The organism is Dyadobacter sandarakinus, assembly GCF_016894445.1.
Taxonomy (GTDB): domain Bacteria; phylum Bacteroidota; class Bacteroidia; order Cytophagales; family Spirosomataceae; genus Dyadobacter; species Dyadobacter sandarakinus.
Map to the genome: position 1 here is coordinate 3,440,068 of NZ_CP056775.1, position 19,699 is coordinate 3,459,766.

Sequence of the window (19,699 nt, forward strand, 5' to 3'; positions counted from 1 at the left end):
TATAAAAAAAGGTCCCTGTAAATGTATTTACAGGGACCTTTTTTATGCTGATCAGATACCTTGCGCAACCATGGCCTGAGCACCTTTATTAAATTTTGCGCTCAGCTTTTTATAAACAGCATGCGCATTTTCATCCGGGTCAAACTCCTGCCCCACGGTAGTGAAGTTCTGCATGTCGGAAAACTTCTGATGAACCTGCAATGCGCGCAGGCCCATCATTGCTGCTCCAACAGCACCGGTTTCTACGGTCTCATTCAGCCTTACTTTCTTCCCGCTTACATCAGCCAGCATCTGCACCCACTCGGGGCTTCTTGCAAAACCACCATTGGCATAGATCGTGTCTATCTCCTGCCTGTCCTGCAATATTTTAATAATGCTGTAAAGATTAAACAGGATGCCTTCCATGACAGCTCTCGCAAAATGGGCACGGGTATGCTGGATATCCAGCCCTGAAAATCCGCCGCGAACCGTGGAGCTCCAAAGCGGCGCGCGCTCGCCCAGCAGGTAAGGATAAAACAAAAGTCCGTCGGCTCCCGGCGCTATCTTCGCTGCCTCTTTAAAGACTGCATCATACTCTTCTCCCGGAAAAAAGGTGGTCATCAGCCACTCAAAAATCACAGCACCATTGTTGGACGGACCACCTACTATAAAGGTATTTTCGTCCAGTACGTAGCAGAATGTCTGCATAAGGCGGTCCGAATACGCTTCGGCCGAGGAAATCCGGACGGCCGCACTCGTACCGATCGTAACCGCCATTGTCCCGTTTCTGATTGCGCCGCTACCAAGGTTAGCCAGGCAGCCGTCACTGGCACCCATAATGAGCGAGGTGCCTTCGGGCAGTCCGGCCGGATTTTTGGCATTTACCTTTTCAATGTGATAAGGAGATACAGCCTCCGAAAGTTTATCGGGCGTAAGTCCGAGCTTCTGCAGGGTATATTCATCCCATTTCAGTTCGCGGATATTGAAAAGGCCCGTGGCCGACGCAATGGAATAGTCCACTACATATTTTCCCGTGAGTCTGAAAATTACATATTCCTTGATGCTCAGAAAGCGGGCTGCTTTTTTATAGATCCGAGGCTCGTACTTTTTGAACCACAGTAACTTACATACCGGTGCCATGGCATGTACCGGAGTGCCGTTGTTTTCGTAAATCTTTTTCCCCACTGCAGATTTCCGCAGCTTGACTGCAATATCTGAGCTGCGGTTGTCGGCCCAGATCACCAGGTCAGCAAGCTTTTTGCCCTGCTGATCGACCGCCATCACGCCGTGCATGGCGGCACTGAAACTGATACCCAGCAGCTCACCTTTGTCTTTGCAAGCATTGGTTACATCCAGGAGCGTCTTACAGGCGGCTTCAAAAATCTGGTCGGGGTCCTCCTCACTCCAGTCGGGGTGCGGATGCTGCATATCATAGGATTCGCTGTGAGCAGCCAGGATCTGACCCGATACAGAGTCAAAGGCTACGGATTTTGCATTTGTTGTGCCGATATCACAACCAATAATATAGGGCATTTCACATCGCTTTAAAGGAATGCGGACTGGCAGACCTGCATGTACATGAAAAACAAATGTATGGATTCAGGGTTTAAAAATTGGGTACAAAGGCTGTTACCTTGGCGGCTTTTATTTATTTTCGCAAAAACAAACTTTTGATTTAATACGAGCACAATATGTCAGAAACAACTCCAACAGAATCAGGGCCGCTTTCCACTGCGGTTTATGTCGGGATTTTTCTCCTGTTCTTTTTCATTTTGGCCATTTTTGGAGACCTGTTTACTTTCATAGTGGGCACAATCGGCCTGATCATTGCATTTGCGGGTTTCTATAAGGATAGCAGCCACAGCGACGGGCACCATCACTAATGTAACACATACCAGGGCAGCCTGCCTGCCTTTATCTGACGGCCAGCTCAGGAAGCACATGCAGCAGCTTCCAATCGAGCCGGCCGTTTTTCTTTTCTACGGACCAGCTTTCTGCATACACGCAGGTATCTTCCAGGTCGCGGTACTCGGCAACCAGCTCCGGACCATTGAGCTTTACCATCACAAATCCATTGTATCCCAGCTGGTGTCTTTTGATAACCTTTCGTACGCGCTGGTCGTAATAAGCGATCTTGCCGGATTCGCCGGGATCAGGCATTTGTACCTCTACCGGCAAACCTCCATGTCCGATACAGCGGCCAAATGCGGTCACGCCGTCGCCGTTTTTGTTTTGCTGGTAAACGACCATGCGGTGATCGTGACCCCACAGCCATACTACCGGCCTTTCGGCCTCTCCGAGTAGCTCTTTCAGCTGGCTGCCCGGCTTGGCATAATCTTCCCGGAATGCTGAAAAGTAAGGATGGTGGCTCAGGAATAGCAATCCGCGTGTATCTGCCGGATCGCCAAGCTTGACAACGTCGCGCAGCCAGGCCACCTGCTCTTTCCGCAAATGACAATCGGGTGGAAAAAGAATTTCCTGAAAAGGCCTTCCTACCGAGGTATAGCCGGTGTCCAGCCCGATAATCCTCCAATGCTCGTTTTCAAGACAGAAAAATCCGGCCTGCTGCGTTTTTTTTACCGTACCGTCGAGCGCATACATCGCAGGCAGCAGGTGTTTGAAAAATGCATTTCCATTGGAATACATCTCATGATTACCCGATAGCGCCAGGCTGCCCGATGCCCCGTAATACCAGGACGCATGGGGCGCCGTAAAGTTTTCTTCGACCTCCTGCGGGCTTCCTACAAAATAAATGTCACCCATATGCACGGTGTAGTCGGGTGCATAGCGCGCTACCAGATGCGCTACAGCGTCAGACTCTGCAGTATCACTCCCCCAGTCCGACAACAATGCCAGTGTAATTTCCTGCCGGGAGGGTATGGATGATTGCAACTGGTAAATCCCTAAATCACCATTTCTAGGATAGGCCTGGTACGGATGCCTCGGTCCGAACCGGCTCTTCAGATAGTGCCAGGCAAAGCCGATGAGATTGGTAGAAAAAAATTCGGAGATCACGTTCGTAACCGAACTGGTATCCCTTACATGCTTCTCGTAAAGTTCAAGTTGGGTTTTAGCATGATTTTCTGCTTCGCTATGGCCCAGATCCAGGTATTTTTTACTTCTTTCCTCTGCTGACTCGGCCATTTTTAAAATTTGTAATCAATGGAACAACGGCTTTGATGATATCTGCAAACAATATAAATCTTTCCATATAAATGTTGGGAGATATTGACAATCGTGCAGGTTACAACTACCTTTCATCCAAGTAAAAACCACCAAAACAAAAAATCGAATGAAAAAAATGTCTATTTTCTGCATGATGCTGATCGGTGTTCAGGCTGCATTGGCTCAGACGATGGTTGAAAAACAGGTTGCTGAATGGGAAAGAGCAAAAACCTACACCAAAGAATATCTGGATGCAATGCCTGACGACGGCTATGCATTTAAGCCCACGCCGGAAATCAGGTCATTTGCCCAGCAGATGGACCACATTGCCGATGCCAATTTCGCATTTATTTCAGCTGCGTCCGGCAAGCAGAACCCTATGACAACTCCCGCTGAAAAAATGGCTGACCAGTCCAAAGCAGCCGTTTCCAAGGCGGTACTCGACAGCTATGATTTTGTGATTGCGTCGCTGAAAGGTATGGGCGATGCCGATCTGGCGAAGAGCGTGAAAGTTTTTAATATGGATATGAAAGCGGGCACTGCCTACGAAAAAGCCTTTGAGCATCAAACGCACCACCGCGGGCAGGCGACGGTTTACCTCCGGTTAAAAGGTGTAAAACCACCGCAGGAAAAGTTGTTCTGAAAAACAATAAAACCGGGTCAGCTGATCCGGTTTTATTGTTTTAAGAGGCTTTTTCCCGGGCTTTCAGGTTATATAAACCCAGGGCAAAAAAACTATAAACCCGCATTACAACCGGAGGTAGCACAAAGTCACGGATCACCTCTTTCTTTTTTTCCGGAGCAGGGTCAGCCATGGACAGGTACTTGAGTGCATATTTCACCCTCGGCCAGTAGGAGTTTCCATATTCTCTGGAAAACAGCAATTTATAATAGTAAGTCGCAATATTTTTTTGCAGCCGGTCATCGTACTTGTACTGCAGCTCTTTGTTGATGTTGGCATACATCTGTATCCGGTTAAACAGGAAATCTGCTCCGTAGTGATTGTCGGCAAAGCTGGCACCCGCCCGGTTTTTCCTGTACACCGACATTACTTCATCAATATACCCGATCGGGCCGCGGGTTGCGAGCATGATATTTCTGGGAATATCCCCGCTGGTTGAAAGGTTGGTCCACTCCGGATCAGGGTGTTTCTCAAAATCCTCGCGCCTGAACATCAGGCTTGACGTCGCTATAAAACAAAGCTCATCCTCACCGATCAGATCATCTACAGTATACTCGCGCTTTGTGAGCGTATTGACCAGGTACGGCGGCGCTGCATTGTCATCAAAAATCACCTTTGCATTGTGAAAGCAGGCGGAATATTCAGGATGAGCATCCATGAGCGCTACCTGCTTCTGAAGCTTATGCGGTGAGATGAGATAGTCATCTCCGTCAAACTGGGCGATGTACTCGCCCCTGGCAGCTGCAAAAGTGGCCAGTGCATTGAACTTCCCATTTAAACCAAGGTTTTTAGCATGCAGCAGCAGCCGGATCTTATCGGGAAAACGTTCCTGGTAACTTTTCAGAACCGCCCGCGTATTATCCCGGGAGCAATCATCGCCGACAATAATCTCAAATGGAAAAGTCGTTTCCTGCATTAAAATGGAGTCGAGCATCTGCCCTACAAACTTTTCATGATTGTAGGTCACCACACACACGCTTACTTTGATCATGAGCACTGGAATTGGTAAAATTGTTGTGCAGCATAAAATTACGGATTATCTCTTTGCTGCACCATTCACCCAGGTATAACCACTTCCTTCTGCAAATAAATCCGGTGCACGGTTTAGCATTACACCGCGCATTGATGCATTTTAGCAAAAAATAACAGATTAAAGCATGCCAACAACCGACAGCCTGACAACGCCCATGTATCGTTGCCCTGCTATTTTCCAGGGCCAGGCCAGCCTGATTGCAGCAGAAAGCACCCGGCACGGAGGCGTGAGCCCGGCGCCCTATCATTCACTGAACCTTGGGGGCTCCACACAGGACGACCCGGCTCATGTAGCTGAAAACAACCGCCGTTTTTTTGCTGCTCTGGGTGTAAAACCGGAACAGGTTGCAAAGTCACACCAGGTGCACGGCGACCGGATATTACCGGTAACTACTCCGGGAAGGTTCGAAGGCTATGATGCCCTGATTACGCATACACCCGGTGTGCAAATAGCAGTTACCGTAGCTGATTGTACCCCGATCCTGATTTATGATCCTGTCAAAAAAACCGTGGCTGCAATTCATGCCGGTTGGCGGGGAACCGTGGCGCACATTGTCCGCAAAACACTTGTGCTGTTTGAAAGCGAGTACGGAGTACAACCTGATACCTGCCTCGCCTATGTAGGTACGTGCATTGATGAATGCTCTTTCGAGGTGAATGAGGATGTGGCGATGCATTTTGATAGCAGCTTTAAGCGCTGGGACAGCGAACGCAGTAAGTTTTTTATTGATCTGAAAAAAGCCAACCGCGAAGACCTGTTGGAAGCCGGCGTAAGACCGGAAAATGTTGAAGTTTCGGCATTTTCAACGGTGCTCAACAATGAAGATTACTTTTCACACCGCCTTGAAAAAGGCCTTACCGGCAGAATGCTTGCTACGATAGGTATTGCAGGTACATAAAAAAAACCAACCCTTTTGGAGTTGATTTCTTGGTTCATGCATTTCTCTTTTAGTCAGCTTTTTCCAGCTCAGATCCTGCATTGTCAACCGCTGGCGCCAATGCTTTGGAAGCAGCCTTGGGCACTCTACCCGGTCGGCGGGTACTGGCCTGCTTTCCGACGGTTGGTTTCAGAGGGGGCGCAACCGGCACTTTTGCAGAAGCAGCCTCAACCAAAGCCGCTACTTTCTTGCTGGGCTTGATCTTCTTGTCTTTCGACTTAACCTTCACCTTTTTAGCAGCGCTTTTCTCGTCTTTCTCCTTTTTCTTTAATGTCTCTTTTTCAAACTTGGCAACTTTCTTAGCCAGCTTTGCGGCAGCTTTTTCAATGGATTTCTTGATCTTTTTTGAACCGGCAGAAACCGCACTGATTTTTCCGGCAAGGGTTTCCGCAATTTCTGTCGTTAATTTTTTAGTGGCAGATTTCATAACGTAAATGATAGATACAATGAAAAATGGAGCGGTCTCCCGCGGGCCGCACTGAGGCGATAATCCGCAATAACCGTTAATTAACCCTTAATTACCTAATTTTTACTGTTATATTTATGTTAAATTTTTCTTCACGAATTCCCATAGTACAATCCCTGCTGACACGGATACATTGAACGAATGTTTGGTGCCAAACTGGGGAATTTCGACGCTTCCTTCGGCCAGTTCCATGATTTCGTCCGCAACTCCCTCTACTTCATTGCCGAATACAAATGCATACCTCGCTTCTGGTACCGGGTCGAAATGCTGCAGCAAGGTACTTCCCTCCGCCTGCTCCACACACCAGATATGGTAGCCCGCGGCTTTCAACTTAGTTACTGCATCGAGCGTGGTGGCTTCTTTCTCCCACGCGACCGAAAGTTCGGCTCCCAGGGCACTTTTGGAAATGTCGCGGTGCGGCGGTGCCGGCGTGTAGCCGCACAGCACGATCTTTTCAGCCCGGAAAGCATCGGCCGTCCTGAAGAATGAACCTACATTATTCAAACTCCTGATGTTATCCAACACAATTACAAACGGGAATTTTGCCGCATCCCTGAACGCGCCGACCGTAAGACGGCCAAGTTCTTCCATCACTAATTTTCTCATACGCAAAACCGATACTGCCGCCAAACCTACGATTTTCGATCAAATGTTTCGGTGGAGCACACAAAAAAGCCCCTGACCAGGTTGTGGACAGGGGCATCACGTCGGGCCGGAAACCGGCTACTTGATCTTTGTGATCAGCTCTACAATGTTTTTAACACCCAGCTTTTCAAAAATGCGGGCTTTGTAAGTGCTGACAGTCGAAAGCTGCAAGTTCAGCTTTTCGGCAATTTTTGCAGTACCCAAACCTTCCTTCAAAAGATTCATCACATCGGTTTCCCGCGGAGACAGGCTCACAATCGGATCCGGCAGATATTCTTTCGGGTTAATGAGGCGGTTGATATTCATTTGCTGCATATCTTCGCTCATATACTTTTTATTGCTCAGGACGCTTAAAACCGCAGTTTTAAACTCTTCCTCCGGAGCATCTTTTGACAGATACCCATCGGCCCCGGCTTGCAGGTACATCAGGCCATACAACTGTTCGTCGTAGCTGGAAAACATCAGAATTCTGATCCCCGGAGATTTCGACCGGATAGTCTCCACCATTTTGGTAGTATTACCGCCCGGAATGTTAATATCAAGAATCAGTAAATCATAAGGTCGTTCGTCCAGTTCCTGAAGGACCTTGTCGAAATCCTCGACGTCGGATACATAAGAATCCGGAATCATTGATTTGAGGAGGTGTTTGGTACCGATACGCACCACAGCGTGGTCTTCGGCAATAAGTATGTGTTTCATGCAATGGGTTTGGTCCTTTAAGTACGAAAATATCCCGGTGTCAAATTTAATTAAACGATCTGCTTAACAGTTACGGATTTACAATTTTATTAGTGGCCGTCGCATTCCCACCAGAATAAGTTCTGCACTAAGTACCCGAACTGTTTGATTAATAAACAAAAGTACTAATCAGCACTGTATTAAACATAAAAAATATCAAATTAGTATCCTGTAAATTACCAAGCGTCTAAGATTTGCTATATTTTCGGTACAATTACCTGTGCGAAGCGGGCAATTTTTCAAAATATTGAAAACGGTAATTATCACACCTATCCCTGAATTTTGTCCGTTTGAGCCCGGCGCACGTGTTTTTGTCTCCGAATCGCCGGACGTGCCTCTGCGGCTGGCATTTACACCTTTCCTCTACCTCAGGTCCGATCATCTCCAAACGCAATCGGAAAAGTCCTGTATTTCGTTTTACCTGATCCGGGAAAGTGAGGAAGCCGCAAGTGCATGTCTTCATTGCTTTGAACATGAAAACGGTATTTTACATAGTCCCGGCAGGGCTCCTTTCGGCGGGGTGCAATGCAGTGAACATTGCAGCGCCCAGGAAATAACCTGGTTCCTGAACTCGATAAAATGCTGGCTCAGACATAAAAAAGGCATGCAACTGGTTGTCAAAACTGCTCCTGCCTGCTACCAGCCCGGTCTACATTCCCTCCTGCATTCCTCCTACCTTTCAGCCGGCTTTATTGTCGAACAACAGCATAGCAACCGGCATATCAATGTTGCAGATCCCTTCGAAGATCTTTTGCATAACTCGGAAAAAAGACGGCTGCGCAAATGCCGGGTCACTGGCTTTGAGATACCTGCCCCGGGCAGCCTGCCTGTGAGCCTGGTTTACAACTTTATACATGCCTGCCGGCAGCAGAAAGGATATCCGATGTCGATCTCGGGTGCGCAGGTTGAGCACCTGGCCGGCAAATTTCCGCAGGACATTATGACTTTCGGATTAATGTACGACGGAAAACTGGCAGCCGCAGCCCTGACCGTGCAGGTTGATCAGCACATTCTGTACAACTTTCTTTCCGACTACGATCCGGCTTTCCGGCATTACAGCCCGGTGGTGCTTCTTACGAAAACAATACACGACTTTTGTAAAAAACAAGGTATTAACATGCTGGATCTCGGCATTTCACTGGACGAAAACGGACGGTATAAACCATCCCTGGGACGATTTAAGGAGCATTTGGGCGGCGTAGTCAGTGAAAAACTTACCTACACGCTGCACCTATAACTATATACCGAGGCAATTCTGATCACGGTAGAATACGCTTGTGCAGGTTTCAATACCGACGATGGGTGTCATGCCAATAAAATCGAGGCGGCGAAAACCCTTGTCCCGCAGGTAATCCTTGGCGGGCTGGTACCATTCTCTTTCGGCATTATCCAGAATCAGGACACCTTTTTCGGAAAGAAAGTCGGCTGCATAGCAAGCGCATTTCACCCTCTTTCGTCCGTCTACGATAATGATATCGTACTTCTTCCCGGCGGCTGCTACTGCCTGGATATATGAGTCACCCAATACTTCCTCACGCAGCTCGGCATTGGAAGGCAGCTTTTTCCTCACAATCGTTACCCAAGCCGAATCGTGCTCAACTGCCGTAATATGCTTTACGCGAGCAGCATACCATTGTGTAGAGTTACCCGAACCATATTCAAACACATTCAGGTCAGGACTGAGCCGTGGTTCGAGAAAGCGGATGAAAGGATACGTGTACCAGGGAATCGGCTGGCCCTGTGCATCCACAGATTGTTTCAGATTGTAGCTTTTAAACCAGCCATACTGTTTGAGCGCTCCGCTCATGACGAGTTGCAGGCTTCCCCCTACGCCTACTTTGTTCAGAATGCTCCATAGTGAGCCCTTAATTTGCTTGATCATCCGCGGGTGCGTTTCATTTATCGCTACAAATTAAGGTATTGTGCCTTCAATATCGAAACGATCCTTTCAGCAGTCCGGCCATCCCAGTACTCCGGGATGCTCCCTTTCTTCCATAAACCTTGCTGAATAGCCGCGATATTGTCTTCAATGCGTTTTTCGTCAAAAGGGTACAACAGCAGGTTACTGCCACGTTCTACCGTCACCGGGCGCTCCGTGGATTCTCTTAATGTAATGCAGGGAATCTGCAAAAATGTGGTCTCCTCCTGTACGCCGCCCGAGTCTGTCACCACCACCATTGCACCAGTCATCAGTTTCAGAAACTCCATATAACCCTGCGGCGGCAGTACCTGCACGTTCCTGATGCTGCACAACTGATCTGCCAGACCAAAAGTGCAGAGATTTTTCATAGTGCGGGGATGCACCGGAAATAGGACTGTCCATCGTCTGGCAAGATGCGTGATCATTGCCAGCATTTTCGTCAGCATCACCTCGGTATCTACATTGGAGGGTCGATGCATGGTCCAGAGAATGTACCTGCTTTGCTCTGAAATATTGGTTGCACTTTCAGGGCACCAGCTCCCTGTAATCCCGATCAGCGAATCGATCATCACATTACCGACCAGATGGATTTTCTGCATCGGCACGTTTTCGAGGAGCAGGTTTTGTACAGCCGAGGGCTCGGTCACAAACAGGTGTGCGGACAGGGCGTCTGTCAGGATCCGGTTAATTTCCTCAGGCATGCTCCGGTCGCCGCTGCGCAGGCCCGCTTCCACGTGGGCTACCGGTATATCCGCCTTGGATGCTGCCAGCGCGCAGGCAAGGGTCGAATTTACATCTCCCGCTACCAGCACCAGGTCAGGCTTTTCTTTCTGCAGGATTTTCTCAAAACCCGTCATTATTTCTGAAAACTGGCATGTAGCCGATGCCGCGCTTAACCGGAGCAAATAATCGGGAGGAGGCATTTTCAATTGTTCCAGAAACACGTCAGACATGCACGCATCGGAATGCTGCCCGGTATGCACAACAATTGAATGTATTTCGGGAAAGCGGGAAAATGCCCGGTGAAGCGGCGCGACCTTCATAAAGTTAGGCCGCGCACCTACCACGTTTATTACCTTCATAGTGTGCCTGTTGGTTGCGCCGGAATGTATGAAATGCAAACCGGAACGTCCCAAAAGAATTACCGTTAGGCTATCTAAACCTTTTTATCTTATTTCGCCCCCGTAAAAGGTGACACCTCGATGGGGATTATTGTACGGCAGGGATTTAAGAGTTCGATCGTTTCTTACGTCGGCGTAGTGATTGGGATTTTCAATATTCTGATCCTTTATAATAAATTTCTCACGCAGGAGCAACTTGGTTTATACGCCTCTACCCTCCTTACTTTCCCGGTCATTTACATGTCATTTGCGCTGCTGGGAGTACCTTCGGTAGCAGTCCGGTTCCACAGCCGGTTCCAGGATTATGAGTCGCGGCGGCAGCTTTTCACATTCATTCTCATCACTCCGCTGGTCGGTCTGGCTGCATTTGTGGCATTGTACCTGCTGTTTAAGCCGCTTTATCTCAAATTTTACCTTGACCACTCGCCGCTGCTCGTCCGGTACTATTATGTATTTATTCCGCTGACGGTCGGCATGGTGTATTTGCTGGCATTGGAATCGTACTCGCGCATTCATTTGCGTATTGCTGTACCATCGCTGATCCGGGAAGTGGGCCTGCGGCTGGCCAATAGTCTGCTGGTAATTCTGTTCGGGTTCAATGTGATAACTTTTGACACCATGGTTAACCTGACGGTAGTAAGCTACGTACTGGCCATTGCCGCCATGCTCGTGTATCTGTACTTTCAGGGACGGCTTTACAGCAGGCTCGATTTCGGATTCATAAGGCATCCTGCATTCAAAGAAATGTACCGCTACGGACTCTGGGTGCTGCTCGGCGGGGCAAGTGCCGCATTGCTTCCGCACATTGAAAAAGTACTGCTCCCAGCCTTTGAAGGCGGACTTGGAAGTACCGCCGTTTTCGACATTGCTTCGCGGATTGCACTGGTAATTTCAATTCCCAGAAACAGTATTGTCATGATCAGCGCCCCGATTATTTCCGAGGCGTACGTCCGCAATGACATCCCGAGCATTGATTCCATTTATAAAAAATCATCCCTTAACCTTTTCATCATCGGCACCTTCCTTTTTCTGGGTATATGGGCCAATATCGACGCAATTTTCGGGCTCATTCCCAAATCGGAAATTTACTCACAGGGAAAATGGGTGGTGCTGATGGTCGGTGTATCCAGGATCGTTGATATGATGACCGGGCTGAACTCTGAAATCCTGACCAACTCGCGTTTTTACAGGTACGACATCGTTTTTATACTTTTCTTCACCATCCTGATCCTTCTCAGCAGCCAGCTTCTGATTCCGATGTACGGTTACAATGGAGCTGCCGCTGCTGCACTTTTGTCTACCGTCACCTATAATGTCGTCAAGCTTTTTTTTATACGTAAAAAAATGGGCATCCAGCCATTTACCACAGCTACACTGAAAGTAATACTCCTGGCTGCCGCTGCTTACCTCGCAGCCTGGCTGGTTCCCTCCGGGAGCAAGGGCGATCTGCTTTCAATCATGGCCATAATGCTGGTACGTTCCGTTCTGATTACCATTGTGTTCCTGGGTGGGATATTGTTATGGAATGTATCGGAAGACATCTCAGCAGGCTTTCAGGGTGGTCGCCAGCTTGTCATGCGCACATTACGCCGGAATAGGTAGCTGCGGGCGAAAGCTCAGGGCGGACTCTCTATCATGGCAAGATTTCTTATCTTTGACCAAACAAGAAAACGCAGCATCTGCCGCTGCGTTCATTTTCTTTCCAAATGTCGTTAAAGCAAAAAATCATCGCAGGACTCCTGAAAGAGCCTTTCAGCCGGTATCAGCTGGTTACCTACAATCCGGCCGAACCCGTGAATATGGTGGTAGGATCCATGTACTCACTTTATAAGGGATGGATCCACTCTGACATTGAAACCCTCAACCTGCTGATACGCAGTGATTGGGAGCGGTATTTCACCGTAAACTCCATCGACCGGATTCTGGCGGAACACGTTTGGGAACACCTTACGGAAGATGAAGGGAAGGCTGCATTCAAAAATTGCTATGATTTTCTTAAACCCGGCGGTTTTCTGCGTGTAGCCGTGCCCGACGGTTTCAGCTCCAATCCGGCTTACATTGACTATGTAAAGCCCGGAGGTACCGGCGAAGGTGCGCACGACCACAAGTTGTTGTACAACTATCAGCTTATGTCCCGTAATCTTCAGCAGATTGGCTTTACCGTCAGGTTGCTCGAATATTATGATGAAAATGGCATTTTTCATAAAAACCCCTGGTCGGCCAGTGATGGAATGGTCCGGCGATCTGCTGACCACGACAGCCGCAACCACGGTGGCGAACTGGGCTATACCTCATTAATCATCGATGCCGTTAAAAGCTGATCCTGCATCCGCATCAGATACTTTGGCGCCGGTCGTTTTATTTTGCTACAACCGGCCGCACCACCTGCAACAGACCATTCTTTCGCTGCGGGCAAACTACCTGGCTGCGGAAACCGACCTGATCATATTCAGTGATGGCACCCGGTCACAGGCAGACGAAGCCGATGTACAGAAAGTACGGAATTTCCTGGCTACTATCACGGGTTTCAAAAGCATCCGGGTTCATGCAGCAAGCCAAAACCTGGGCTTGTCGGGCTCCGTAATTCAGGGTGTAACCGACACGCTGGCCTGCCACAATGCTGTGATCGTGCTTGAAGACGATATGCTGACAACACCTGATTTCCTGGAATATATGAATCAGGCACTATCCATCTACGCCCGCAGAAGCAACATTTTCTCGGTAACTGCATATGCACCGCCGGTCGCAATTCCGGCAGGCTACCCACACGATGTGTACCTCGCGCCGCGTGCAAGCTCGTGGGGCTGGGCTACCTGGGCCGACCGCTGGGCAAAAGCAGACTGGTCGGTGCAGGCATTTGAAAAACTGAAAACTGACCGCGCATTCCGCACGCGTTTTGTGGAAGGAGGTGACGATCTCTGGCCGATGCTCGCAAAACAGCAGAAAGGTATTATCGACTCCTGGGCGATACGCTGGACTTACAGCCAGTTCATCAACCACGCATTGGGACTATATCCTGTCAGGTCCAAAATCCGGAACATCGGGACTGACGGCAGCGGTACTAATTTTACCTTCAAAACCGGGTACTACGACGCTGACCTCAATGCTGGACCTGTGATCATGCCAACTAATCTGCAGCCCGATAGCGCGGTAATCCGTGAATTCCGTAAATACTACCGGCTTCCCCTATATTTGAAGATCAAAAACCGGATCAAATACGGTTTGTGACGCTTTTTGTGACAATCCTGAACTTATGTACTGGCTGAAATACCTCCTTAAAGAACCGTTTCATGCATTAAAAACCCGTGAGGCGCGGGAGTTTGTCAGATTACTGACCCGCTATGGCGACAAGCAGCGGCATGTACGGTCGAATGTACAATTTGCCGGATACCGGATCTCGGTTCCGGATCTGATGTCTTTTCTCTGGCAGTACAAGGAGATTTTTGTAGACGAATTTTACTTTTTTAAAGCAGATACCCCATCTCCGGTCATATACGACTGCGGTGCCAATGTCGGCATGAGTGTTATTTATTTTAAAAAACTTTTTCCTAATGCTCGCATTACTGCCTTTGAGGCCGAACCTGCTATTGCGGCTATGCTGACTGCCAATCTGAAAAACAATCAGGTACAGGGTGTTAGCATTGTTGACAAGGCAGTCTGGAAAGATAATGAGGGCGTCTGGTTCGGGAGCGAGACGGCAGATTCTTCATCCATTTTTTCATTGGCTGAAAAAAAGAAAATTTCTTCGGTTCGTTTAAAGGACTATCTGACCCGGGAGGCGTCCATTGATTTTCTCAAAATCGATATTGAAGGAGCAGAAACCGACGTACTGGAAGATTGCAGGACAGAGCTGGGCAGGGTTAAAAATCTGTTTGTAGAATTTCACTCCTACATCGGCAACCAGCAGGGACTGGCCAATATCATGCAGATTATCGAAGAAAATGGCTTCCGCTACTACATTGATACAAACCAGCATCGCACCAGACCTTTTGTAAATCATCAATACAAAAACAATGATGTAATGGACCTGCAACTCAACATTTCCTGCTGGCGGGAGTAGGCTCAAAGGCGCGCATCCACCAGCTCCCGCGGCAGGACGGATTTGAGATCATAGATCACTGAATTCGTCTTGGTAAAATCCCGGAACTCGATCGTCCCAAACACATCATGGGCTACCGCTAATACAATCGCCTCGTACTGACCTCCGGGCTTTTGCAGTAACTGAATGCCATACTCGGTAAAAACCAGCTCGGCAGATGCCCAAGGGTCGTATACCTCCACCTGCATGCCAAAATCTTTCAGCTCTTTGACTACGTCGATCACCCGTGTATTGCGTATGTCAGGACAGTTTTCCTTGAACGTCAATCCGAGGATCAGTACCCGGCTCCCTTCAATTTTATGTCCTTTCCGGATCATCAGTTTTACCAGCTTGTTGGCTACAAACACGCCCATTGTATCATTCACCCGCCTTCCGGAGAGAATTACCTGCGAATAATACCCCAGAGATTCGGCCTTGTAAGCCAGGTAATATGGGTCTACACCAATGCAATGCCCGCCCACCAGTCCGGGCTTATAATTCAGAAAGTTCCATTTCGTCGCGGCTGCCTGCAGTACTTCGGTCGTATCAATGTTCATCCTGTCAAAAATCAGGGCAAGTTCATTTACGAATGAAATATTGAGGTCCCGCTGGGCATTCTCGATGGCCTTGGAAGCTTCCGCAACTTTGATACTCGATGCCCGATGCGTGCCTGCTTCAATAATTCCGGCATAAAGGTCATCAATCCAGGCAGCAGCCGCAGGTGTGGAACCGGAAGTAACCTTCCTGATCTTTGTCAGCGTATTTACCTTATCGCCGGGATTAATGCGCTCGGGCGAGTAACCGCAAAAGAAATCCACATTGTACCGCAAACCGCTCTCCTTTTCCAGCACCGGCACGCAATCCTCCTCAGTACAGCCCGGATACACCGTGGATTCATATATCACCACATCGCCCCGCTTCAATGCCTGACCGACCTGCCGGCTGGCATGCAGCAGCTGGGTAAGGTCAGGCTTTTTGTAACTGTCGATTGGAGTGGGTACGGTCACAATGAACACATTACAGTTGCGCAGCGCACCCGCACTGTCACAAAAGCGAAGATGAATGCTCTCCCTGAGATCCTTTTCGCCTACTTCGCGTGTCCGGTCCAAGCCGGCTTTCAGTTCGGTAATGCGCCTGGAATTGATGTCAAAACCTGTTACGGGATACTTTTTACCAAATGCAACTGCCAGTGGAAGGCCTACATAACCTAGTCCGATTACCGCAATGTTTTTCTCTGATCCGGGAAGCATATAGCGTGGTTCAATTTGAATGCGGCATAAAGCTAGGGAAGATTATGACTTCCAAAAAATGTAAAAAAGATGTGTGACTTTTTGCAAAAATGCCCGTCCTGAGGATAAGTACACCATTTTCATACACAATCCCCTAAACATGGAACTGACGACCATTCAAAAAAAGGTAATTTCACTACGAGGGTGCCGGGTTATGCTGGACTTTGAACTTGCCGCGCTTTACGAAGTAGAAACCCGCCTGCTGAAACAAGCTGTGAGGCGTAATCAGGACCGCTTCCCACCCGATTTTATGTTTGAGCTCACTGCGGAAGAAATTGCCGGCATGGTATCACAAAATGTGATACCCTCAAAAAGCTTCCTTGGTGGCGCAACACCCTTTGCATTCACCGAGCAGGGTGTAGCCATGCTGTCCAGTGTGCTGAAAAGCCAGAAAGCATTGCAGGTCAACATCATGATCATGCGGGCATTTGTGCTGATGCGCCAGTATGTTCAGGATTACGCGGAGCTGAAAGAGCGGATCAATGGCCTTGAAACAGAAATGAATGCCAAGTTCAGCGACATTTACCAGGCATTGGACTACCTGCTTGATCCACCCCGCCCCGCCCGGAAGCAGATCGGCTTCAAGCCGGATGACTAGCAGTTAACGCGCATACGGATTGGGCGGAAAAACATGTACCTGAAAGCCGGCCTCATGCATAGCCCTGATCACACTTGGAGAAGGTACTTTCTTGAAAATAACCGCACATAATACCTGGTAAGGCATCAGTGAGGTTTTACACAGAAAATCGTGCATAGCAAGTTTACGCTTAATTTTCCGGAATGCGGGAGAACTGTCATCCGCTTTTTCCAGGCTTGACGCCGGATGGTAATAGTTGTTATTGATCCCTTTAAAGGCAACCATCGGAAGTCCCATTCCGTTAGCCAGCTTGTCCATTTCACGCTCGGAAAGCTTAAAAACGTAATTACCGACTTCCTCAAACGAGTAGCGGTTTTTCCAGTACTTCTGCAACAGGCCCGTATCGATCCGGTCGAAAATGTTCCTTAATGCAAGTAAAAAAGGCATTTTGGAGATCGGATCGTGCGGCTCGACAAGTATGATGGCTTCCCTGGCAACGCGGATCATCTCGTACACGCCAAGGTATGGGCGGGGAAAATGATGGTAGGCTTCCTTGCAGAAAACATAATCGAAGCTATCATCCTGAAAACTCAGCTTTTCAACATTTTCAACAGAATATTTATCAATAAATCCACGTGAGGCAGCCAGCGGAAGGAATGTCTCCGATATATCCGTGGCAGTAACATCCAGTCCTTTTCTGAAAAAATGGTTGGCATCGAAACCATAACCGTCCCCAATGGTCAGCCACGATTTCGGCTCCTGCGTAAACGGATTGGCAAGCTGCAGCTGGCGCTGATGAATCCAGTCATTGATGGTATGATGCTGCCTGTCATACTCCCAGCGCGCTATCGCCTTGTCTTTGGCTTCGGAGGTTGCATACTGTATTTCATACCATTCCGAATGCGCCTCGTGGCTGCGCTTCTCTGTTGACATTATACGCCGGGGATAATTTTGGGATAAAGATACCTTGAAGGAACAAATTTTTAACCGGCTAAGTACTTAATTTTGCCGGTGCCGGCTTTACTATCTCCTTTGCAATGATTCTTCACCTCAGTACTTTTCACCTCGAAGGAGGCGCGGGAATCGCAGCCACCAGGCTGCACCGTGCATTGCTGAAAGCAGGCGTGCAGTCGGCCATGCTTGTGCCGGACACCCGGCATCCTGAAAATGGTGTGACTGCCCTGGCTGATACTACCTGGAAAAAGCAGCTCGTTTTTGCACGTTTTGCGGGCGAGCGGCTGCATTTTCTCCCCCATGAAAAAGACAGGTCCGTACGGTTTGCATTTTCGCCCGCCCGGATCGGTGCGGACATCAGCAGCCACCCGCTGGTGCAGGCTGCCGATATCCTCCATCTGCATTGGTTCAACTTCGGGTTTCTTTCCATGCGCTCACTGGAAAAGCTGTTTAGGCTGGGTAAACCTGTCGTGTGGACGATGCATGATATGTGGGCTGCAACCGGTGGCTGCCACTATAATCGCGGATGTGACCATTTTCTGACGCATTGCCGGCATTGTCCCTATCTGTCCACTGCGGGGCCCTATGATATTTCATTTACACAATTTGAAAAAAAACAAAGCTTGTACGGCATCCCGCGCATTGCGCTCGTGTCGCCCAGCAACTGGCTTGATCATACGGTAAAAAGCGCAGCCCTGACCGCGCCTTTACATTCATTAAGCATTCCCAACTGCATTGATACGCAAGTGTTCAAACCCGGCGACCAGGCTAGTGCCAGACAGCGTCTGCAACTGCCTGACGGCAAAAAGCTCATACTTTTTGCCGGTGCCAACACCCAGGACCCGAGAAAAGGCTTTTCTTTTTTTAGGGAAGCGATTGAACCCCTGCACATGCAGTACCCCGACCTTGAAGTGATAATGTTTGGTAAAACAAAGAATGCAGCACTTGCCGACCTGGCCGCGAAGGTGCATTACCTTGGCAAAATTACGGATACCGCACAGATGGTTGATGCTTACAATGCTGCTGATGTGATTGCGGTCCCTTCGCTGGAAGACAATTTACCCAACACCATTATGGAAGCAATGGCCTGCGGCACTCCGGCGATAGGATTCAGGACCGGCGGCATTCCCGAAATGATCGACCATCAGCTGAATGGTTATGTGGCTGAGGCAGGCAGTTCTCCCGGACTGGCCGAAGGTATCAGCTGGGTACTGGCACACAATGAACAGGGAAGGCTGTCACACCACGCGCGGGAGAAGGTACTAAGCCACTATGCAGAGGAAGTTGTGACACGCCGGTACCATCAACTTTACGAATCCATGCTGCCATGACAGAGCCCTTGCTTACCATTGTCACAATTACCTACAACGCTGAAAAATACATTGAAAGAACCCTGGAAAGCGTCAGCAAGGCCGTAAACCGGCTGGAAGGAGGATTGCGGCCGGAGTACCTGGTTATCGATGGTAATTCCCGGGACGCTACACTTGCTATTGCCGGCAGGTACCGTAACATCGTTTCGGGCATCCTATCCGAGCCTGATAAGGGTATTTATGATGCTATGAATAAAGGTCTGGCTGCTGCAAAAGGAAAATACATCTGGTTTTTAAATGCAGGAGACGAAATTGCCGCCGACATGGTTCTCCCTGATCTTTACGCCGCTTTTGAAACCGACGCAGACATTTTTTACAGCGATGCCATGCTCGTAAGGGAAGATGGCAGTGAGTTTGGGTTGAGAAGCCGGTTTACACCCCACAGTTTGCCCAAACAATTGCGCTGGCAGGACTTTGCCCTGGGTATGAAAGTGTGTCATCAGGCATTTATTGTAAAAACCAGCCTGGCTCCTACTTACGACATTACCAATCTGAGTGCAGACATTGATTGGGAAATTACATGCCTCAAACGTGCCACTTCGGTGCACTATCTCCCGTTTACCCTGTGCTGCTACCTGATGGGCGGCGCTTCCATTCAAAATCACCGCCGCTCGCTTACAGACCGGTTCAAAGTGCTCACGAAACATTTCGGTCTGGTGCCCTCCCTCTTCAACCATCTCCGGATCTTCTGGCGCGGCTTTATTTTTACCAGGAAAAATGGAAAATACTGGTAAATACTGTAAA

General features: G+C 48.8%; 21 protein-coding genes. 11 read left to right on the forward strand and 10 right to left on the reverse strand.

What is annotated here, in order from left to right:
* Window positions 1-51: 51 nt before the first annotated feature.
* Window positions 52-1,512 carry a gluconokinase gene (locus tag HWI92_RS13855; protein ID WP_204656078.1) on the reverse strand — a complete coding sequence of 487 codons (1,461 nt, stop codon included), beginning with the start codon at window positions 1,510-1,512 and terminating at the stop codon, window positions 52-54.
* A 158-nt stretch (window positions 1,513-1,670) separates the two neighbouring features.
* Between HWI92_RS13855 and HWI92_RS13860 the strand changes: the two genes are divergently transcribed.
* Entirely contained in the window at window positions 1,671-1,862 is a 192-nt protein-coding gene (locus tag HWI92_RS13860) for a hypothetical protein (protein WP_204656080.1), read from the forward strand.
* 31 nt (window positions 1,863-1,893) lie between these two features.
* On the opposite strand, the gene HWI92_RS13865 is transcribed toward HWI92_RS13860, so the two are convergent.
* Window positions 1,894-3,123 carry a metallophosphoesterase family protein gene (locus HWI92_RS13865; protein WP_204656081.1) on the reverse strand — a complete coding sequence of 410 codons (1,230 nt, stop codon included), beginning with the start codon at window positions 3,121-3,123 and terminating at the stop codon, window positions 1,894-1,896.
* Window positions 3,124-3,271: 148 nt separating this feature from the next.
* Here HWI92_RS13865 and HWI92_RS13870 point away from each other — a divergent pair, with 148 nt between their 5' ends.
* Complete coding sequence (locus tag HWI92_RS13870; RefSeq protein WP_204656082.1) at window positions 3,272-3,787, forward strand: DinB family protein; 516 nt, start codon at window positions 3,272-3,274, stop codon at window positions 3,785-3,787.
* A 40-nt stretch (window positions 3,788-3,827) separates the two neighbouring features.
* On the opposite strand, the gene HWI92_RS13875 is transcribed toward HWI92_RS13870, so the two are convergent.
* Window positions 3,828-4,817 (reverse strand): glycosyltransferase family 2 protein, encoded by a 990-nt coding sequence (locus HWI92_RS13875; RefSeq protein WP_204656083.1) that lies wholly within the window; start codon window positions 4,815-4,817, stop codon window positions 3,828-3,830.
* A gap of 166 nt (window positions 4,818-4,983) precedes the next feature.
* Here HWI92_RS13875 and pgeF point away from each other — a divergent pair, with 166 nt between their 5' ends.
* Window positions 4,984-5,757 (forward strand): peptidoglycan editing factor PgeF, encoded by a 774-nt coding sequence (pgeF, locus tag HWI92_RS13880; protein ID WP_204656084.1) that lies wholly within the window; start codon window positions 4,984-4,986, stop codon window positions 5,755-5,757.
* A 49-nt stretch (window positions 5,758-5,806) separates the two neighbouring features.
* Here pgeF and HWI92_RS13885 read toward each other — a convergent pair whose 3' ends face one another.
* The 3 genes from HWI92_RS13885 to HWI92_RS13895 form a co-directional block, all read right to left on the reverse strand.
* The gene (locus HWI92_RS13885; RefSeq protein WP_204656085.1) at window positions 5,807-6,223 is read right to left on the reverse strand and encodes a histone H1/H5 family protein, HCT subfamily; all 417 of its coding nucleotides are present in this window, start codon (window positions 6,221-6,223) and stop codon (window positions 5,807-5,809) included.
* A 114-nt stretch (window positions 6,224-6,337) separates the two neighbouring features.
* Entirely contained in the window at window positions 6,338-6,868 is a 531-nt protein-coding gene (locus HWI92_RS13890; protein ID WP_204656086.1) for an RNA methyltransferase, read from the reverse strand.
* A 117-nt stretch (window positions 6,869-6,985) separates the two neighbouring features.
* Window positions 6,986-7,606 carry a response regulator transcription factor gene (locus HWI92_RS13895; RefSeq protein WP_204656087.1) on the reverse strand — a complete coding sequence of 207 codons (621 nt, stop codon included), beginning with the start codon at window positions 7,604-7,606 and terminating at the stop codon, window positions 6,986-6,988.
* A 286-nt stretch (window positions 7,607-7,892) separates the two neighbouring features.
* Between HWI92_RS13895 and HWI92_RS13900 the strand changes: the two genes are divergently transcribed.
* On the forward strand, window positions 7,893-8,882 hold the full coding sequence (locus tag HWI92_RS13900) for a GNAT family N-acetyltransferase (RefSeq protein ID WP_204656088.1): 990 nt from the start codon (window positions 7,893-7,895) through the stop codon (window positions 8,880-8,882).
* On the opposite strand, the gene HWI92_RS13905 is transcribed toward HWI92_RS13900, so the two are convergent.
* Complete coding sequence (locus HWI92_RS13905; RefSeq protein ID WP_204656089.1) at window positions 8,883-9,527, reverse strand: class I SAM-dependent methyltransferase; 645 nt, start codon at window positions 9,525-9,527, stop codon at window positions 8,883-8,885.
* A gap of 23 nt (window positions 9,528-9,550) precedes the next feature.
* On the reverse strand, window positions 9,551-10,648 hold the full coding sequence (gene wecB / locus HWI92_RS13910) for a non-hydrolyzing UDP-N-acetylglucosamine 2-epimerase (RefSeq protein ID WP_204656090.1): 1,098 nt from the start codon (window positions 10,646-10,648) through the stop codon (window positions 9,551-9,553).
* A 120-nt stretch (window positions 10,649-10,768) separates the two neighbouring features.
* Here wecB and HWI92_RS13915 point away from each other — a divergent pair, with 120 nt between their 5' ends.
* The 4 genes from HWI92_RS13915 (at window position 10,769) to HWI92_RS13930 (ending at window position 14,747) form a co-directional block, all read left to right on the forward strand.
* Window positions 10,769-12,289 (forward strand): lipopolysaccharide biosynthesis protein, encoded by a 1,521-nt coding sequence (locus tag HWI92_RS13915; RefSeq protein ID WP_204656091.1) that lies wholly within the window; start codon window positions 10,769-10,771, stop codon window positions 12,287-12,289.
* 104 nt (window positions 12,290-12,393) lie between these two features.
* A complete protein-coding gene (locus tag HWI92_RS13920; RefSeq protein ID WP_204656092.1) occupies window positions 12,394-13,008 on the forward strand; it encodes a class I SAM-dependent methyltransferase in 615 nt (204 codons plus the stop codon).
* The gene (locus HWI92_RS13925; RefSeq protein WP_204656093.1) at window positions 12,992-13,915 is read left to right on the forward strand and encodes a glycosyltransferase; all 924 of its coding nucleotides are present in this window, start codon (window positions 12,992-12,994) and stop codon (window positions 13,913-13,915) included. The genes HWI92_RS13920 and HWI92_RS13925 overlap by 17 nt, the downstream gene beginning before the upstream one ends.
* A 25-nt stretch (window positions 13,916-13,940) precedes the next feature.
* On the forward strand, window positions 13,941-14,747 hold the full coding sequence (locus HWI92_RS13930) for an FkbM family methyltransferase (protein ID WP_204656094.1): 807 nt from the start codon (window positions 13,941-13,943) through the stop codon (window positions 14,745-14,747).
* A gap of 2 nt (window positions 14,748-14,749) precedes the next feature.
* On the opposite strand, the gene HWI92_RS13935 is transcribed toward HWI92_RS13930, so the two are convergent.
* On the reverse strand, window positions 14,750-16,015 hold the full coding sequence (locus HWI92_RS13935; protein WP_204656099.1) for a nucleotide sugar dehydrogenase: 1,266 nt from the start codon (window positions 16,013-16,015) through the stop codon (window positions 14,750-14,752).
* A gap of 139 nt (window positions 16,016-16,154) precedes the next feature.
* Between HWI92_RS13935 and HWI92_RS13940 the strand changes: the two genes are divergently transcribed.
* On the forward strand, window positions 16,155-16,652 hold the full coding sequence (locus HWI92_RS13940; RefSeq protein ID WP_204656101.1) for an ORF6N domain-containing protein: 498 nt from the start codon (window positions 16,155-16,157) through the stop codon (window positions 16,650-16,652).
* A gap of 3 nt (window positions 16,653-16,655) precedes the next feature.
* Here the strand turns inward: HWI92_RS13940 and HWI92_RS13945 are convergent, their stop codons facing one another.
* Entirely contained in the window at window positions 16,656-17,564 is a 909-nt protein-coding gene (locus HWI92_RS13945; protein WP_204656103.1) for a class I SAM-dependent methyltransferase, read from the reverse strand.
* Between the two features lie 104 nt (window positions 17,565-17,668).
* Here HWI92_RS13945 and HWI92_RS13950 point away from each other — a divergent pair, with 104 nt between their 5' ends.
* Window positions 17,669-18,916, forward strand: a complete 1,248-nt coding sequence (locus HWI92_RS13950) for a glycosyltransferase family 4 protein (RefSeq protein WP_204656105.1) — start codon at window positions 17,669-17,671, stop codon at window positions 18,914-18,916.
* Window positions 18,913-19,689, forward strand: coding sequence for a glycosyltransferase family 2 protein (locus tag HWI92_RS13955; protein ID WP_204656107.1), 777 nt, complete (start codon window positions 18,913-18,915; stop codon window positions 19,687-19,689). The genes HWI92_RS13950 and HWI92_RS13955 overlap by 4 nt, the downstream gene beginning before the upstream one ends.
* Window positions 19,690-19,699: the final 10 nt, after the last annotated feature.

Bases quoted from the DNA above. Each gene is read 5' to 3' on its own strand.
- HWI92_RS13855 (WP_204656078.1), bottom strand. From the start codon at position 1,512: ATGCCCTATATTATTGGTTGTGATATCGGCACAACAAATGCAAAATCC.
- HWI92_RS13860 (WP_204656080.1), top strand. From the start codon at position 1,671: ATGTCAGAAACAACTCCAACAGAATCAGGGCCGCTTTCCACTGCGGTT.
- HWI92_RS13865 (WP_204656081.1), bottom strand. From the start codon at position 3,123: ATGGCCGAGTCAGCAGAGGAAAGAAGTAAAAAATACCTGGATCTGGGC.
- HWI92_RS13870 (WP_204656082.1), top strand. From the start codon at position 3,272: ATGAAAAAAATGTCTATTTTCTGCATGATGCTGATCGGTGTTCAGGCT.
- HWI92_RS13875 (WP_204656083.1), bottom strand. From the start codon at position 4,817: ATGATCAAAGTAAGCGTGTGTGTGGTGACCTACAATCATGAAAAGTTT.
- pgeF (WP_204656084.1), top strand. From the start codon at position 4,984: ATGCCAACAACCGACAGCCTGACAACGCCCATGTATCGTTGCCCTGCT.
- HWI92_RS13885 (WP_204656085.1), bottom strand. From the start codon at position 6,223: ATGAAATCTGCCACTAAAAAATTAACGACAGAAATTGCGGAAACCCTT.
- HWI92_RS13890 (WP_204656086.1), bottom strand. From the start codon at position 6,868: ATGAGAAAATTAGTGATGGAAGAACTTGGCCGTCTTACGGTCGGCGCG.
- HWI92_RS13895 (WP_204656087.1), bottom strand. From the start codon at position 7,606: ATGAAACACATACTTATTGCCGAAGACCACGCTGTGGTGCGTATCGGT.
- HWI92_RS13905 (WP_204656089.1), bottom strand. From the start codon at position 9,527: ATGATCAAGCAAATTAAGGGCTCACTATGGAGCATTCTGAACAAAGTA.
- wecB (WP_204656090.1), bottom strand. From the start codon at position 10,648: ATGAAGGTAATAAACGTGGTAGGTGCGCGGCCTAACTTTATGAAGGTC.
- HWI92_RS13915 (WP_204656091.1), top strand. From the start codon at position 10,769: ATGGGGATTATTGTACGGCAGGGATTTAAGAGTTCGATCGTTTCTTAC.
- HWI92_RS13920 (WP_204656092.1), top strand. From the start codon at position 12,394: ATGTCGTTAAAGCAAAAAATCATCGCAGGACTCCTGAAAGAGCCTTTC.
- HWI92_RS13925 (WP_204656093.1), top strand. From the start codon at position 12,992: ATGCCGTTAAAAGCTGATCCTGCATCCGCATCAGATACTTTGGCGCCG.
- HWI92_RS13930 (WP_204656094.1), top strand. From the start codon at position 13,941: ATGTACTGGCTGAAATACCTCCTTAAAGAACCGTTTCATGCATTAAAA.
- HWI92_RS13935 (WP_204656099.1), bottom strand. From the start codon at position 16,015: ATGCTTCCCGGATCAGAGAAAAACATTGCGGTAATCGGACTAGGTTAT.
- HWI92_RS13940 (WP_204656101.1), top strand. From the start codon at position 16,155: ATGGAACTGACGACCATTCAAAAAAAGGTAATTTCACTACGAGGGTGC.
- HWI92_RS13945 (WP_204656103.1), bottom strand. From the start codon at position 17,564: ATGTCAACAGAGAAGCGCAGCCACGAGGCGCATTCGGAATGGTATGAA.
- HWI92_RS13950 (WP_204656105.1), top strand. From the start codon at position 17,669: ATGATTCTTCACCTCAGTACTTTTCACCTCGAAGGAGGCGCGGGAATC.
- HWI92_RS13955 (WP_204656107.1), top strand. From the start codon at position 18,913: ATGACAGAGCCCTTGCTTACCATTGTCACAATTACCTACAACGCTGAA.